Source organism: Pseudomonas sp. UMAB-40, from assembly GCF_900095275.1.
Classification (GTDB): domain Bacteria; phylum Pseudomonadota; class Gammaproteobacteria; order Pseudomonadales; family Pseudomonadaceae; genus Aquipseudomonas; species Aquipseudomonas mandelii_B.
Window position 1 is genome coordinate 41,904 of sequence record NZ_LT607575.1, and the last position, 14,173, is coordinate 56,076.

Below are 14,173 nucleotides of genomic sequence, written 5' to 3' on the forward strand. Positions count from 1 at the left end.
ACCAAGTTTCCCACGCAAAGTGGACAAATCCTCGGCCAACGTATTCACCGGCCCAACCAACGCCTTGCGGTCGTTCTCTTTCACCTTGTCATACGTCTCAAACCCACCATCCCTGGTTTTGTACTTGGCCAGAATCTTGTTCACGCTGGCGAAGTTCTTGTCGACCTTGGCAATAAACGCCGCGTCCTGCTTCTCGATCTGTGGACGGAACAAATCGACGATTTTCTTCGCGCCGTCGATGTTGCCCTGGAAGTCATACAGGTCGGTGTGGCTGTAGCGGTCTTCTTCACCGGAGATCTTGGTGGCAGCCACTTCTTCAAGCAAGGCAGCGGCACCGCCCACCACTTTCTCCGGCGGGAAGGTCAGGCCGGCGACGCGGGCTTGCAGGTCTTTGACGTCTTTGTTCAAGCCATCGGCCAGTTCATCGAGACCCTGGGTGCTGTTTTCCGAGAACAGCGAATACTCGATGCGGTGGAAACCAGTGAAGTCTTCGGCTTTCACGCCTTTTTCGTGATCATCGACGCGTGAGTCGATGGAGGCATCGAGGTCGCTGAACAGCTCGGCAATCGGCTCGATCGACTCGTAGTAAACCCGGGTCGGTGCGTAGAGTTTCCTGGCAGTGGCCAAGTCTCCTTTTTTCACTGCATCGGTGAACTGCTGTGTGTGGCTGGCCAGCTCATCCAGTTGCTCGGTGACGTAGATTTTGTAATCCGAAATCGGCTGCACCAACTCCAGCGGCGCCGTCGCCGCGAAAGCCGACAGCGGGGTATTGAGCAAGCCTAGGGTCAGCAATAACGCGAGTGGCGACTTTTTCATGGGACGGTTCCGTGTGGGGGTTGTTCAGGTGTTCGTTTTGGGTGAGGTAGCGTCAAGCAGCGAGCGACCGATGAAGTCCTTGTCGCCCGTAACACCCGGCAGGGTGAAGAAGTAACCGCCGCCGACCGGCTTGAGGTATTCCTCCAGCGGCTCGCCGTTGAGTCGGGTCTGCACGGCGATAAAACCTTTGTCCAGATCGGCCTGGTAGCAGATGAACAACAAACCCATGTCCAACTGCCCGTTCTTGTTCACGCCGTTGGAATAGTTGAACGGCCGGCGCAGGATCAGGTTGGCCTGAGTCGCAGCGGTGCGCGGGTTAGCCAGGCGGATATGCGCGTCGAGTTTGGTCAGTTTGCCTTCCGGGTCTTTGGCGTAGTCCGGGACCTGGGTTTCATGGTCGCCGCCCATCGGCGCGCCGGTGGCTTTGATGCGGCCGAGAATGCTTTCCTGTTCCTGCAAGGGTGTGCGGTCCCAGCGCTCGACGAAGTTGCGGATGATCCGCACCGCCTGATAGCTGCCATTGGCAGCCCACGCCGGTTCGTCGCTGCCCGGTTGCACCCAGACGATGCTGTCCATGGCCTTGGCGTTGTTGGAATCCGGGTTCGCCGAGCCGTCGCGAAAACCGAGGAAATTGCGCGCGCTCTGCGCCGGCACACCGGGTTTCGCTGGGGCTTGGGGCGGCACGCTGCCTTCCTGTTTCCAGCGCACCAGCAGCAGGTCCGGCAGGTTTTTCACAATGTCGCGCAGGGCGTGGATGTTGGTGTCGGTGGTGTTGGCGCAAAACTGCAGACTCAGGTCGCCGTGGCAGCAATCGGCTTCCAGTGCATCGTTGGGAAAACCGACCATGCGGATTAGGCGTTTCGGTTTGGCAGCGGCGAGGCCGAAGCGCTCGTCGAACAGCGACTCACCCACCGAGACGGTGATGGTCAGGTTGTCCGGCGTGACCACCGGGCCGAGGATGCCCGAATCCACCGGCGGCAGTTTCGGATCGACTTGCGCCACCGGGCCGCCCTGCATCAGGAACGTGATGCGCTCGTTGAGGGTGCGGAACAGACGCTCCAGGTCTTCACGATCACTGGCCAACACATCAAACGACACCAGCATGCCGGACGCCGGACGCGGGGTGACGATGCCGGTCTGGTGCTTGCCGTGGAACGCGTGGCGGTCTTCGGTCTTGTCGCTGCTCGGCGCTTCGGTGACTTGCGCGGGGCTTGCAGCCATCGCCGGGCAGCTCAGTGCGGAGCCTGCCAGCGCGACACCGGCGGCGCCCATGCCCATCAGTACCCGGCGACGCTGGAGGTTAAAGTGTTCTGAATCGTTCATCGGTTTGAGTCTTCTGCTTAAAGGCCGGAAAGGCCGAGGGCGGGATCGATTCCATCGAGTGCGTCGGCCAGCGCCTTGGCCTTGTCCGCGATCTGTTTGCGCTGCTCGGCAGTGACTGTGTCGTAGCTCGCGTAATCGTCCTGGACCTTCAATCCATTGAGTTCGGCGTCGAGGGCGGTGATCGCGCTGTCGATCTTCGGCAGCAACTCGGCGGCGGACTTAGTCAGCAACGGGCGCAACAGGTCGACGACTTTGCGCGCAGCGAAGAGGTTGCCAGCAAATCCGTTCAGGTCGGTGTGGCTGTAGCGTTCTTCTTCGCCGCTGCTGGCACGCACATCGGCGAGGCTGTGCAGATTGCGCACGACAATGCTCACCAGTTGCTCCGGTGGCAGCGATTGCGCGAGCAGTTGCTGTTTGAGGGTGGTGACATCGCTGCTCAGGCGCTGGGCAACCGGTGCCAGACCGTCGAGGTTGCGTTGCTGGAACAGCGCGTATTCGATGCGGTGGAAACCGCTGAAGGCAGGATCCTGCTCGCGTTTCTCGAAGTAATCGGCGCGGGCATTGATCGCGTTGTCCAGTTCAGCCAAACGCTGGGCGGCCGGGGCGATCCGTTGATAGGCCGCACGAGCGGGCACATACAGCGCTTGTGCCTGGCTCAGGTCGCCAGCTGCGATGGCTTGCTCAAGGGCGGCGACGGCTTTGATCAGCTCGCTGCTTTGGCTGCTCAGGTACACGCGGAATTCCGACAGCGGCCCGACGAACGCGACCATCGACGGTTTGGCCTTGGCGGCCGCGTCGGAAGCGGCGGTCGGAGTCACGTGCAAGGTGCCGCGCGGGTTGCTCAGCAGTCCGCAGGTGATCGCGTAGTCGCCGGGCAGCAAGTTGGCGTTGATGATCTGGCTCAGGCCCGGCGCGATGTTTTCCCGTTCTTCGACCACCAACACGCCGTCGAGGATTTCCCATTCCACCGCCCGATCCGAGCGATTGACGATGCGGAAACTGGCGCGGCCCGCCGGAACGGTCAGCGCATTCGGCTCGCAGCTGTGCGAGTGAATGGTCACCACCACTTCGTCATGGTTGGTCTGGCGCTTGGCTGCCGCCATTTTCGAGGCGTAGTAGAACAGGCCACCGGCAGCGATCATCACGATCACCGAACCGGCCACCGCCCAGCGCAAGGCGCGAGGAGGCGAGGCCTGGGGAGGGGCTTGATTTGGCATGGGTGCCCTTACTGGCTGGAAACGGAAGAAGGTTGTTTAGCGAGTGCGGGCGCAGGGAGAAAGAACATCACCAACGCCACCACCAGGTAAATCAGATAGGCCCCGAGGGTGCTGACCGTCGGCGCGTCCTGGTAACCGAACATGCCGGCCAGCACCGAACCCGCCGGGCCGTCCATCGGCAGCGTCGCACTGAAGTCGAAGAGCACGGTTTGCAGGTGATTCCAGATTCCGGCTTCATGCAGCGCCTGCACCGAGTTGGCGAGAATGCCCGCCGCCACCACCAGGATGAACAAGCCGGTCCAGCGGAAGAACGCGCCGAGGTTCAAGCGCATGCTGCCGGTGTAGATCAGGAAGCCGACGATGATCGCCAGGATCAGGCCGAGGAGGGCGCCGATCGGCGCCGCCGGGCCTTCGCTCTGCTGGAACACCGCGAGCAGGAAGAACACCGTCTCCAGGCCTTCCCGGGCCACGGCGAAAAACACCATGGCGATCAGTGCCGTGACCTGGTGTCTGGAGCCGGTCAGCGCGTGGTCGAGGGAGACGTGCAGCGAGTGCTTGATCGAACGCGCCACTTTGCGCATCCAGAAGACCATGGAGCTGAGAATGCCGACAGCCACCAGGCCGACCACACCTTCAAACAACTCCTGTTGTTTCTGCGGGAATTCGGCGCTCACCAGCTCCAGACCACCGCCCACCAGCAAGGCCAGCGCAACGGCAAGGAAAACGCCGATCCACACGGCGGGCATCCACTGGCCACGGCCGGTCTGCTTGAGGTAGCTGGCGATGATGCCAACGATCAACGCGGCTTCAATGCCTTCGCGCAGCATGATCAGAAAAGGAACAAGCATTCAGCACCGTCTCGGGATTAGATAGGGTGCTAATTTGTAACATAATGACACTCATTCCCAAATGGCATTCATTGACATTTACCTGAACCTAACCTGAACAGATTTAAAGATCACACCGTCCCCCTGTGGGAGCGGGCTTGCCCGCGATGGCGGAGTGTCATTCGACATATATTTTGAATGTGCAGCCGTCATCGCGGGCAAGCCCGCTCCCACAGGGATTTTTGGCTGCTCATAGGATCTGCATTGGGCTGACGGCTGCGCTAATATGCCGGCACTCAAACAAAAACAAGGCCCACCTCGCTCAATGTCGGAAAAAGACACCATCGCCATTCAACTGGTGCGCGAAGCCCTGTTGCAAAGTTGCGCCCCAGGAGCCGCCACCGACGAGGTATTGAACAAGGTCGGCATCGATCCGGCGCTGCTGCACACCACCCATGCCCGGGTCCCGGCCACTGCCTATGCGCGGCTATGGCGCTTGCTGGCCCGGCGCGGGGACGATGAATTTTTTGGCATGGACCCGCGCAAGCTCAAATCCGGCAGCCTTGAGTTTCTTTGCCGCAGTTCGATGATCCAGCCGAGCCTGGCTGCGGGCCTGACCTCAGGCCTGAGCTTTTTGTCGCTGATGCTCGAACGCATGCCTGCGCAACTGGTTCGTCAGCAAAGCCTGGCGGAGATCGTGTTGCTGGAAGACGACCAGGACCCGCGCCGCGCCTTCACCTATTTCACCTACTGGATGATCGTGCACGGCGTTGCCTGTTGGCTGGCGGGACGGCGCATACCGATTCTGGCCATCGAATTGCGCTGCCCAGCGCCGGATTTCTGCGATGACTATCAGGTGATGTTCTCCGAAAACCTGCGTTTCGACCGGCCCCGCACGCGGATGATTTTCTCGGCGGACTGCCTGGACCTGCCGATCAAGCGCAGCCCGGAAGAACTCAAGCGCTTCCTGGCCCATGCGCCGGCGAACATTCTGGTCAAGTACCGCGACCCGGAGAGCCTGGCCAGCCGGATCAAGCATGATTTGCGCCAGTTGCCTGCCGATCAGTGGCCGGAGACCGAGCCGCTGGCGCAGCAACTGTGCATGTCGGCCTCGACCTTGCGCCGGCGGCTGGCGGAGGAAGGGCAGACCTACCAGGGGCTCAAGGACAGCGTGCGCAAGGAATTGGCCATTGTGTGGCTGGCCGAGCCGCAGATCAGCTTCGCCGAAATCGCTACGCGGTTGGGCTTTGCCGATGCGAGTTCGTTCTACAAGGCGTTTCGCAAGTGGTCGGGGTCGAATCCGGGGCATTACCGGAGTTTGATCCTGAACGAGGCGAGCTGATCCATATCTTGTGTTGACAGATCCGGCGCCATCGCGGGCAAGCCTGCTCCCAAAGGATTTGTGCGTTTTCAAAATTGGCGCATGACCTGTGGGAGCGGGCTTGCCCGCGATGGCGCCAGTCCAGACAACAACCCTCTTGAACCTTGGCCAAACCAGTCAAACAACTTGATAGCTTTGACCATTGCCCCGATCCCCGCGCGGGGTGAGTATTTCTGTGGTTTTTACGGTTCCCCCAACCTAATAAAAATACAGAGGGATTCTGGCAATGCGCGATTACTTGTCTGCCACGTCACAGTTCAATTATCAGCACACCGTCGACGCCGCCCTGGCCGGTGATTTGACTGCCCTCAACGCCTGTGTCGAATGTTGCGACCGGCATGCCTTGCCGGGGCGCATTGCGCTGTTCTGGGAAGGCCGCGACGGCGCCAGCGCGACGTACACCTTCAAAGACTTGCAGGACAAAGCCGCGCGTTTTGCCAACTTCCTCCTGGCCCAGGGCGTGAAGAAAGGCGACAAGGTCGCCGGCCTGCTGCCGCGCAACATCGAATTGCTGATCACCGTCTTCGCCACCTGGCGCATCGGCGCGGTCTATCAGCCGTTGTTCACCGCCTTCGGCCCGAAAGCCATCGAGCACCGTCTCAGTTGCTCCGGGGCCAAAGTCGTGGTGACCGACGCGGTCAATCGCCCCAAACTCGCTGAAGTCGCCGACTGCCCGACCATCGTCACCGTCGCCGGTGCGAAAGGCCAAGGCATCGTTCGTGGCGATTACAGCTTCTGGGCCGAACTGGCCAATTATTCCTCCGAATGCGAACCGGTGTTGCTGACCGGCGAAGACCCGTTCCTGCTGATGTTCACCTCGGGCACCACCGGCCCGTCGAAAGCGCTGTCGGTGCCGCTCAAGGCCATCGTTGCCTTCGAAAGCTACACCCGTGACGCCGTGGACCTGCGCCCCGAAGATGCGTTCTGGAACGTCGCCGATCCGGGCTGGGCCTACGGCATCTATTTCGGCGTCACCGGGCCTATGGCGATGGGGCATCCGATCACCTTTTACGACGGCCCGTTCACCCTCGAAAGCACCTGCCGCGTCATCAACAAATACGGCATCACTAATCTCACCGGGTCACCGACGGCCTACCGTTTGCTGATTGCCGGTGGCGACGAATTCGCCAAGTCGATCAAGGGCAAACTGCGCATCGTCAGCAGCGCCGGTGAGCCGCTGAACCCGGAAGTGATCCGCTGGTTCGCCGACAACCTCGGCGTGGTCATTCATGACCATTACGGCCAAACCGAACTGGGCATGGTCCTGTGCAATCACCATGGCCTGGAGCATCCGATCCACATGGGTGCCGCAGGGTTTGCCTCGCCGGGCCACCGCATCGTAGTGCTCGATGATGAATACAAGGAACTCGGCGTCGGCCAGCCAGGCATCCTCGCCATTGACCGCACCCAGTCGCCGATGTGTTGGTTCGCCGGTTATGAAGGCGCGCCAACCAAGGCCTTCGTTGGTAACTATTACCTGAGCGGCGACACCGTCGAGTGGAACCCGGACGGCAGCATCAGCTTCGTCGGCCGCAGCGATGACGTGATTACCACTTCCGGCTACCGCGTCGGCCCGTTCGATGTGGAAAGTGCGTTGATCGAACACCCGTCAGTGATCGAAGCCGCCGTCGTCGGCAAGCCCGATCCGGAGCGCACCGAACTGGTCAAAGCCTTCGTGGTGATCTGTTCGCAATACCGCCCGACGCCGGAACTGGCCGAAGAGCTGCGCCAACACGTGCGCAAGCGTCTGGCCGCGCATTCGTACCCGCGTGAAATCGAATTTGTCAGCGAGTTGCCGAAAACCCCAAGCGGCAAATTGCAGCGCTTTATCTTGCGCAACCAGGAAATCGCCAAGGCTCATGAGGCCGCGGCGAAGAACGTTTAGCTCGAACCAAGGAAACAATGATGCAGATCGAAAACAAGGTTTTTCTCGTCACAGGCGGTGCGTCGGGCCTCGGTGCGGCCACCGCTGAAATGCTGGTTGCGGCCGGCGCCAAAGTGATGCTGGTGGACATGAACGCCGAGGCGGTTGCAGCCCAGGCTGAACGTCTCGGCGCGCAAAGCGTGGTGGCCGATATCAGCGACGAAGCCGCCGCCGAAGCCGCTGTGCAGGCGACGGTGAAAGCCTTCGGCGGCCTGAACGGTCTGGTCAATTGCGCCGGCATCGTGCGTGGAGAGAAGATCCTCGGCAAGAACGGCCCGCACGCGTTGGCCAGTTTCAGCCAAGTGGTTAACGTCAATCTGATCGGCAGCTTCAATATGCTGCGTCTGGCTTCGGCGGCCATCGCCGAAACCGAAGCGGATGCTGACGGTGAGCGCGGCGTGATCATCAACACCGCCTCGGCGGCGGCCTATGACGGCCAGATTGGCCAGGCCGCGTATGCCGCGTCCAAAGGCGCAATCGTCAGCCTGACGTTGCCCGCCGCCCGTGAACTGGCGCGCTTCGGCATCCGTGTGATGACCATCGCCCCAGGCATTTTTGAAACGCCGATGATGGCCGGCATGACCCCGGAAGTCCGCGCCTCCCTGGCGGCCGGTGTGCCGTTCCCGCCACGTCTGGGCAAACCTGGCGAGTATGCCGCGCTGGTCAGGCATATCATTGAAAACAGCATGCTCAATGGCGAGGTGATCCGTCTCGACGGTGCCTTGCGCATGGCCGCCAAATAAGGAGATCTGTCATGACTATTGCCAACGATCCCATCGTTATCGTCAGCGCCGTCCGCACCCCGATGGGCGGTTTCCAGGGCGAACTGAAAAGCCTGACCGCACCGCAACTCGGTGCTGCCGCGATTCGTGCAGCGGTTGAACGCGCCGGTATCGCGCCTGAAGCGGTCGAGGAAGTGCTGTTTGGCTGCGTACTGCCCGCCGGCCTCGGCCAGGCCCCGGCGCGTCAGGCCGCGCTGGGCGCGGGGCTGGATAAATCGACCCGCTGCACCACCCTGAACAAGATGTGCGGCTCGGGCATGGAAGCGGCGATTCTGGCCCACGACATGCTCGTTGCCGGCAGCGCCGAGGTGGTCGTCGCGGGCGGCATGGAAAGCATGTCCAACGCGCCGTACCTGCTGGACCGCGCCCGCAGCGGTTACCGCATGGGCCATGGCCGCGTGCTCGACTCCATGTTCCTCGACGGTCTGGAAGACGCCTACGACAAAGGCCGCTTGATGGGCACCTTCGCCGAGGATTGCGCCGAAACCAACGGTTTCAGCCGCGAAGCTCAGGACGCATTCGCCATTGCCTCGACCACCCGCGCGCAGCAGGCGATCAAGGACGGCAGCTTCAAGGACGAGATCGTGCCGATTACCGTGACTGTCGGAAAAGAGCAGGTGCTGATCAGCAACGACGAACAACCACCGAAAGCCAAACTGGACAAGATTACCTCGCTGAAACCGGCGTTCCGCGAAGGCGGCACGGTGACGGCGGCCAACTCCAGTTCGATCTCCGACGGTGCAGCGGCACTGGTGCTGATGCGCCGTTCCGAAGCGCAGAAACAAGGTCTGAAACCGCTGGCGGTGATTCACGGCCACGCTGCGTTTGCCGATACCCCGGGCCTGTTCCCGGTGGCGCCGGTGGGCGCGATCAAGAAGCTGATGAAGAAAACCGGCTGGTCCGTGGACGACGTCGAGTTGTTCGAAGTCAACGAAGCGTTCGCGGTGGTCAGTCTGGTGACCATGACCAAACTGGAAATCCCCCACGAGAAGATCAACGTGCACGGCGGCGCTTGCGCCCTGGGCCACCCGATTGGTGCGTCTGGCGCGCGGATTCTCGTGACCCTGCTCTCGGCCCTGCGCCAGAAAGGCCTGAAGCGTGGCGTTGCAGCGATCTGCATCGGCGGCGGTGAAGCCACGGCCATGGCTGTGGAATGCCTTTACTAAGGCTGCCACCAATCCCTGTGGGAGCGAGCTTGCTCGCGATAGCGGTGTATCAGTCGATAAATAATGTCGAATTTGAGTCCGCCATCGCGAGCAAGCTCGCTCCCACAGGTTTTGCGTTCAACCCAATTAAGGACTGGTCATGATTCCCAACGACGAACAACTTCAGATCAGCGACGCCGCCCGGCAGTTTGCCCAGGAACGGCTGAAACCGTTTGCCGCCGAGTGGGACCGCGAACACCGCTTCCCCAAGGAAGCCATCGGCGAGATGGCCGAGCTGGGTTTCTTCGGCATGCTGGTGCCGGAGGAGTGGGGTGGTTGCGACACCGGTTACCTGGCCTACGCCATGGCCCTGGAAGAAATCGCCGCCGGTGACGGCGCCTGCTCGACGATCATGAGCGTGCACAACTCCGTGGGTTGCGTACCGATCCTCAAGTACGGCAACGACGATCAGAAAGAACGCTTCCTCAAGCCACTGGCCAGCGGCGCGATGCTCGGCGCCTTTGCCCTGACCGAACCGCAGGCCGGTTCCGACGCCAGCGGCCTGAAAACCCGTGCGCGTCTGGAAGGCGATCACTACGTGCTCAACGGCTGCAAGCAATTCATCACCTCCGGGCAGAACGCCGGGGTGGTGATTGTGTTTGCCGTGACCGACCCGAGTGCCGGAAAACGTGGCATCACGGCGCTGATCGTGCCGACTGATTCGCCGGGCTATAAAGTCGCCCGGGTCGAAGACAAACTCGGTCAGCACGCGTCCGACACCTGCCAGATTCTCTTCGAAGACGTCAAAGTCCCGGTGGCCAACCGGTTGGGTGAGGAAGGCGAAGGTTATCGGATTGCCCTGGCCAACCTCGAAGGCGGCCGTGTCGGCATCGCCTCGCAATCGGTGGGCATGGCCCGCGCCGCGTTTGAAGCGGCCCGCGACTACGCCCGTGAGCGTGAGAGCTTCGGCAAGCCGATCATCGAACACCAGGCGGTCGCGTTCCGTCTGGCAGACATGGCCACCCAGATTGCTGTCGCCCGGCAAATGGTGCATTACGCAGCGGCATTACGGGACAGCGGTAAACCGGCCCTGGTCGAAGCGTCCATGGCCAAACTGTTCGCCTCGGAAATGGCCGAGAAGGTCTGCTCCTCGGCGTTGCAAACCCTCGGCGGTTACGGTTACCTGAACGACTTCCCGTTGGAGCGGATCTACCGCGACGTGCGGGTGTGCCAGATCTACGAAGGCACCAGCGATATTCAGCGCATGGTTATTTCGCGCAATCTTTGAGAAGGAAGCTACTTGTGAACTACGAAACGATTTTGCTGGAAACCCACGGTCGTGTGGGCTTGATCACCCTCAACCGGCCGCAGGCTCTGAACGCGTTGAATGCGCAGATCGTCAGCGAACTGAACCATGCCCTCGATGGACTGGAAGCCGATTCGAACATCGGCTGCATCGTGCTGACCGGCTCGAAAAAAGCCTTCGCCGCCGGCGCCGACATCAAGGAAATGGCCGAGCTGACCTACCCGCAGATCTACCTCGACGACCTGTTCAGCGACAGTGATCGCGTGGCCAACCGCCGCAAGCCGATCATTGCCGCGGTCAACGGTTTTGCCCTGGGCGGTGGTTGTGAACTGGCGTTGATGTGCGATTTCATCCTGGCTGGCGACAATGCGAAATTCGGCCAGCCGGAAATCAACCTCGGCGTGCTGCCGGGCATGGGCGGCACCCAACGCCTGACCCGCGCCGTGGGCAAGGCCAAGGCCATGGAAATGTGCCTGAGCGGGCGTTTGATTGACGCGGTAGAAGCCGAGCGCTGCGGGATTGTCGCGCGGATCGTGCCGGCGGATGAACTGCTGGAAGAGGCGCTGAAAGTCGCGGCGTTGATTGCCAAGAAGTCGCTGCCGATTGTGATGATGGTCAAGGAAAGCGTCAACCGCGCATTTGAAGTGAGCCTGTCGGAAGGCGTGCGCTTTGAACGCCGGGTGTTCCATGCGGCGTTTGCGACGCAGGATCAGAAGGAAGGGATGGCGGCGTTTATTGCCAAGCGCGAGGCTGAATTCAAAGGCAAGTAATGCGGCGCTTTCACTGACGCCATCGCGGGCAAGCCCGCTCCCACAGTGGATCTCCAGCGTTCACAGCTCTTGTGTACACCAGAGAACCCTGTGGGAAGGGGCTTGCCCGCGATGCTTTTAGGGCTTACACCAAATAATTCTTCAGCTCCCGGGCAATCACCATCCGCTGAATCTCGCTCGACCCTTCATAAATCTGCGTAATCCGCGCATCCCGGTAATAGCGCTCCACCGGGTAATCCTCCAGATACCCATACCCGCCATGAATCTGCATCGCCGACGAGCAGACTTTCTCGGCCATTTCCGACGCAAACAGCTTGGCCTGCGAAGCCTCGGACAGGCACGGCTTGCCGGCGCTGCGCAGTCGCGCAGCATGCAGAATCAGCAAACGCGCCGCGTTCAGCCGGGTGTGCATGTCGGCCAGCAGGTTGGCGATGCTCTGGTGCTCGATGATCGGTTTGTCGAACTGCACCCGATCCCGAGAATACGCCAGCGCCGCTTCGAACGCCGCCCGGGCAATGCCCAGCGCCTGCGCGGCGATGCCGATGCGGCCGCCTTCGAGGTTGGACAGGGCGATGGCCAGCCCTTTGCCGCGATCACCCAGCAGATTGGCTTCGGGAATCGTGCAGTTGCTCAAGGTCACTGCACAGGTGTCAGAGGCGCGAATGCCCATCTTGTGTTCGGTGCGGTCGACGATAAAACCGGCGGTATCGGTCGGCACCAGAAACGCTGAGATGCCGCGTTTGCCCAGGTCCGGATCGGTCACGGCAAACACAATCGCCAGTTTTGCCCGCTTGCCATTGCTGACGAATTGCTTGGCACCGTTGATCACCCATTGCCCGTCGCGCAGTTCGGCGCGGGTGCGCAGGTTGTGCGCTTCGGAGCCGGCTTGCGGCTCGGTCAGGCAGAAGCAGCCGATCGCTTGGCCGCTGGCCAGGTCCGGCAACCACGTTTGTTTCTGTTCTTCGGTGCCGTAGTTGAGTACCGGGCCGCAGCCCACGGAATTGTGGATGCTCATCAACGCGCCCGTGGCACCGTCGCCGGCGGAAATCTCTTCCACCGCCAGGGCGTAGGCGACGTAGTCGACATAGGTGCCGCCCCATTCTTCCGGCACCACCATGCCCAGCAGGCCCAGTTCACCCATCTTCGCCACCAGGCCGTCATCGATCCAGCCGGCCTTTTCCCAGGCTTGCGCATGGGGCGCGATTTCGCCGCGGGCAAAGTCCCGGGCCATGTCGCGGATCATGACTTGCTCTTCGCTCAATTCGATATCGTGCATGGCTCAGTTCCCGCTCTGTTTAAAACCGCTGAAGAAACTCGCGACGTGCTCGGCGTCCAGCGCCTGCAAGGTCGGCGGGTTCCAGCGTGGTTGCTTGTCTTTATCGATCAGCAAGGCGCGCACGCCTTCGATCAGGTCGCCGCGCGCGAACCACTGACGGTCCAGGTGCAGCTCAAGGGCGAAACAGTCTTCGAGACTCAAGTGCCGACCACGGCGCAGCATTTCCAGGGTGACACCCATCGCCAGCGGCGAACGGCTCTCCAGCAGGTCGGCGGTGGTCGTGGCCCACTCGTGGCTGTCGGCGACCGTGACTTCACGCAGTTGCTCAACAATACTCGGCACGTCGGGCAGGGCGAAGAAGTGATCGATGGCCGGGCGCAACGCTTCCAATGGCGCATCGGGCAGTTGTTGCACCGCGAGTTTCGCCAGCAGGCCTTGCAGGTCCTTGAGCGGCGTTTCGTGCCATTGGAGCTGATCGAGTTGCTCGTCGAGCGAGCTGAGCTTTTCGCTTTCCAGGTACCAGTCGGCCAAGCCGCAATAAAGCGCATCGGCCGCGCGGATCTGCACGCCACTGACGCCCAGGTAAATCCCCAGTTCACCGGGAACCCGTGGCAAGAAGTGGCTGCCACCCACGTCGGGGAAATAACCGATGGCCACTTCCGGCATCGCCAGACGGCTCTTCTCGGTGACCACCCGCAAGTCAGCGCCTTGCACCAGACCCATACCGCCGCCGAGGACGAAACCGTCCATCAAGGCCAGCACCGGTTTGCGGTAGTGATGAATGGCGAGGTCGAGGGCGTATTCCTCGACGAAGAACTCTTCGTGCAGCGTGTCGCCGCTTTTGAAACTGTCATACAGCGAGCGAATATCGCCGCCGGCACAGAACGCTTTCTCGCCCGCACCGCGCAAGACCACTGCATGAACCTGCGGATCCTGCGCCCAGGCGTCGAGCTGGCGCTGCAGGTGGCGGACCATGTCCAGGGTAATGGCGTTGAGACCGGCGGGGCGATTGAGGGTCAGGTGACCGATGTGGTTGCGGACCTCGGCCAGCACTTCGTTTTGCGTGGCATCCATGGACGAAGTCGCCTTCGATGAAACCTGAGCAGTCATCACTAACTCCCTGCTTTTATTGTTCTTTATAGAGAAGCTCGCGCGCGAGCGATGCTGGATCGTAACAGTGCAAATTTGTGATGTACAACCGGGATATATGCAGGTTCTTCCTGCATATTTGCATGGCTCTAAATGGGGGAGATTCTATGTTGCAGGGCAACTCTGCGACCTCAGTCCGGGCGAGATTTAAACAGCGATGTTTAATAGACATCTCCAGACACTCTCTCAGGCTACACATCCTTGCGCCGTTACCTACGACTGCGCCAGAATCCGCCGGCTTGTGCGCCTTCGGCCTG

General features: G+C 61.2%; 12 protein-coding genes. 6 read left to right on the top strand and 6 right to left on the bottom strand.

Annotated elements, in window-relative coordinates; translation table 11 throughout:
- The 4 genes from efeO (K0F88_RS27930) to efeU form a co-directional block, all read right to left on the bottom strand.
- On the bottom strand, positions 1-816 hold an 816-nt coding region (gene efeO, locus K0F88_RS27930), incomplete at its 3' end, for an iron uptake system protein EfeO (RefSeq protein WP_219097371.1).
- 24 nt (positions 817-840) lie between these two features.
- On the bottom strand, positions 841-2,139 hold the full coding sequence (efeB, locus tag K0F88_RS27935; protein ID WP_219097372.1) for an iron uptake transporter deferrochelatase/peroxidase subunit: 1,299 nt from the start codon (positions 2,137-2,139) through the stop codon (positions 841-843).
- A 17-nt stretch (positions 2,140-2,156) separates the two neighbouring features.
- On the bottom strand, positions 2,157-3,356 hold the full coding sequence (gene efeO, locus K0F88_RS27940) for an iron uptake system protein EfeO (protein WP_219097373.1): 1,200 nt from the start codon (positions 3,354-3,356) through the stop codon (positions 2,157-2,159).
- 8 nt (positions 3,357-3,364) lie between these two features.
- Positions 3,365-4,204, bottom strand: coding sequence for an iron uptake transporter permease EfeU (gene efeU / locus K0F88_RS27945; protein ID WP_219097374.1), 840 nt, complete (start codon positions 4,202-4,204; stop codon positions 3,365-3,367).
- A gap of 304 nt (positions 4,205-4,508) precedes the next feature.
- Between efeU and K0F88_RS27950 the strand changes: the two genes are divergently transcribed.
- From K0F88_RS27950 to K0F88_RS27975, 6 genes are all read left to right on the top strand, one after another.
- Entirely contained in the window at positions 4,509-5,525 is a 1,017-nt protein-coding gene (locus tag K0F88_RS27950) for an AraC family transcriptional regulator (RefSeq protein WP_219097375.1), read from the top strand.
- A gap of 265 nt (positions 5,526-5,790) precedes the next feature.
- Complete coding sequence (locus K0F88_RS27955) at positions 5,791-7,449, top strand: AMP-binding protein (RefSeq protein ID WP_219097376.1); 1,659 nt, start codon at positions 5,791-5,793, stop codon at positions 7,447-7,449.
- A gap of 20 nt (positions 7,450-7,469) precedes the next feature.
- Complete coding sequence (locus K0F88_RS27960) at positions 7,470-8,231, top strand: SDR family NAD(P)-dependent oxidoreductase (RefSeq protein ID WP_219097377.1); 762 nt, start codon at positions 7,470-7,472, stop codon at positions 8,229-8,231.
- 11 nt (positions 8,232-8,242) lie between these two features.
- The gene (locus K0F88_RS27965) at positions 8,243-9,436 is read left to right on the top strand and encodes an acetyl-CoA C-acyltransferase (RefSeq protein ID WP_219097378.1); all 1,194 of its coding nucleotides are present in this window, start codon (positions 8,243-8,245) and stop codon (positions 9,434-9,436) included.
- A 139-nt stretch (positions 9,437-9,575) separates the two neighbouring features.
- Entirely contained in the window at positions 9,576-10,703 is a 1,128-nt protein-coding gene (locus K0F88_RS27970; protein ID WP_109631727.1) for an acyl-CoA dehydrogenase, read from the top strand.
- 14 nt (positions 10,704-10,717) lie between these two features.
- Positions 10,718-11,491 (top strand): enoyl-CoA hydratase, encoded by a 774-nt coding sequence (locus tag K0F88_RS27975; RefSeq protein WP_219097379.1) that lies wholly within the window; start codon positions 10,718-10,720, stop codon positions 11,489-11,491.
- Between the two features lie 124 nt (positions 11,492-11,615).
- Here the strand turns inward: K0F88_RS27975 and K0F88_RS27980 are convergent, their stop codons facing one another.
- The gene (locus K0F88_RS27980) at positions 11,616-12,767 is read right to left on the bottom strand and encodes an acyl-CoA dehydrogenase family protein (protein WP_219097380.1); all 1,152 of its coding nucleotides are present in this window, start codon (positions 12,765-12,767) and stop codon (positions 11,616-11,618) included.
- A 3-nt stretch (positions 12,768-12,770) separates the two neighbouring features.
- The gene (locus K0F88_RS27985) at positions 12,771-13,877 is read right to left on the bottom strand and encodes an enoyl-CoA hydratase/isomerase family protein (protein WP_219097381.1); all 1,107 of its coding nucleotides are present in this window, start codon (positions 13,875-13,877) and stop codon (positions 12,771-12,773) included.
- Between the last annotated feature and the right edge of the window lie 296 nt (positions 13,878-14,173).

Coding starts and splice junctions, on each gene's coding strand:
- efeB (WP_219097372.1), bottom strand. CDS start 2,139: ATGAACGATTCAGAACACTTTAACCTCCAGCGTCGCCGGGTACTGATG.
- efeO (WP_219097373.1), bottom strand. CDS start 3,356: ATGCCAAATCAAGCCCCTCCCCAGGCCTCGCCTCCTCGCGCCTTGCGC.
- efeU (WP_219097374.1), bottom strand. CDS start 4,204: ATGCTTGTTCCTTTTCTGATCATGCTGCGCGAAGGCATTGAAGCCGCG.
- K0F88_RS27950 (WP_219097375.1), top strand. CDS start 4,509: ATGTCGGAAAAAGACACCATCGCCATTCAACTGGTGCGCGAAGCCCTG.
- K0F88_RS27955 (WP_219097376.1), top strand. CDS start 5,791: ATGCGCGATTACTTGTCTGCCACGTCACAGTTCAATTATCAGCACACC.
- K0F88_RS27960 (WP_219097377.1), top strand. CDS start 7,470: ATGCAGATCGAAAACAAGGTTTTTCTCGTCACAGGCGGTGCGTCGGGC.
- K0F88_RS27965 (WP_219097378.1), top strand. CDS start 8,243: ATGACTATTGCCAACGATCCCATCGTTATCGTCAGCGCCGTCCGCACC.
- K0F88_RS27970 (WP_109631727.1), top strand. CDS start 9,576: ATGATTCCCAACGACGAACAACTTCAGATCAGCGACGCCGCCCGGCAG.
- K0F88_RS27980 (WP_219097380.1), bottom strand. CDS start 12,767: ATGCACGATATCGAATTGAGCGAAGAGCAAGTCATGATCCGCGACATG.
- K0F88_RS27985 (WP_219097381.1), bottom strand. CDS start 13,877: ATGACTGCTCAGGTTTCATCGAAGGCGACTTCGTCCATGGATGCCACG.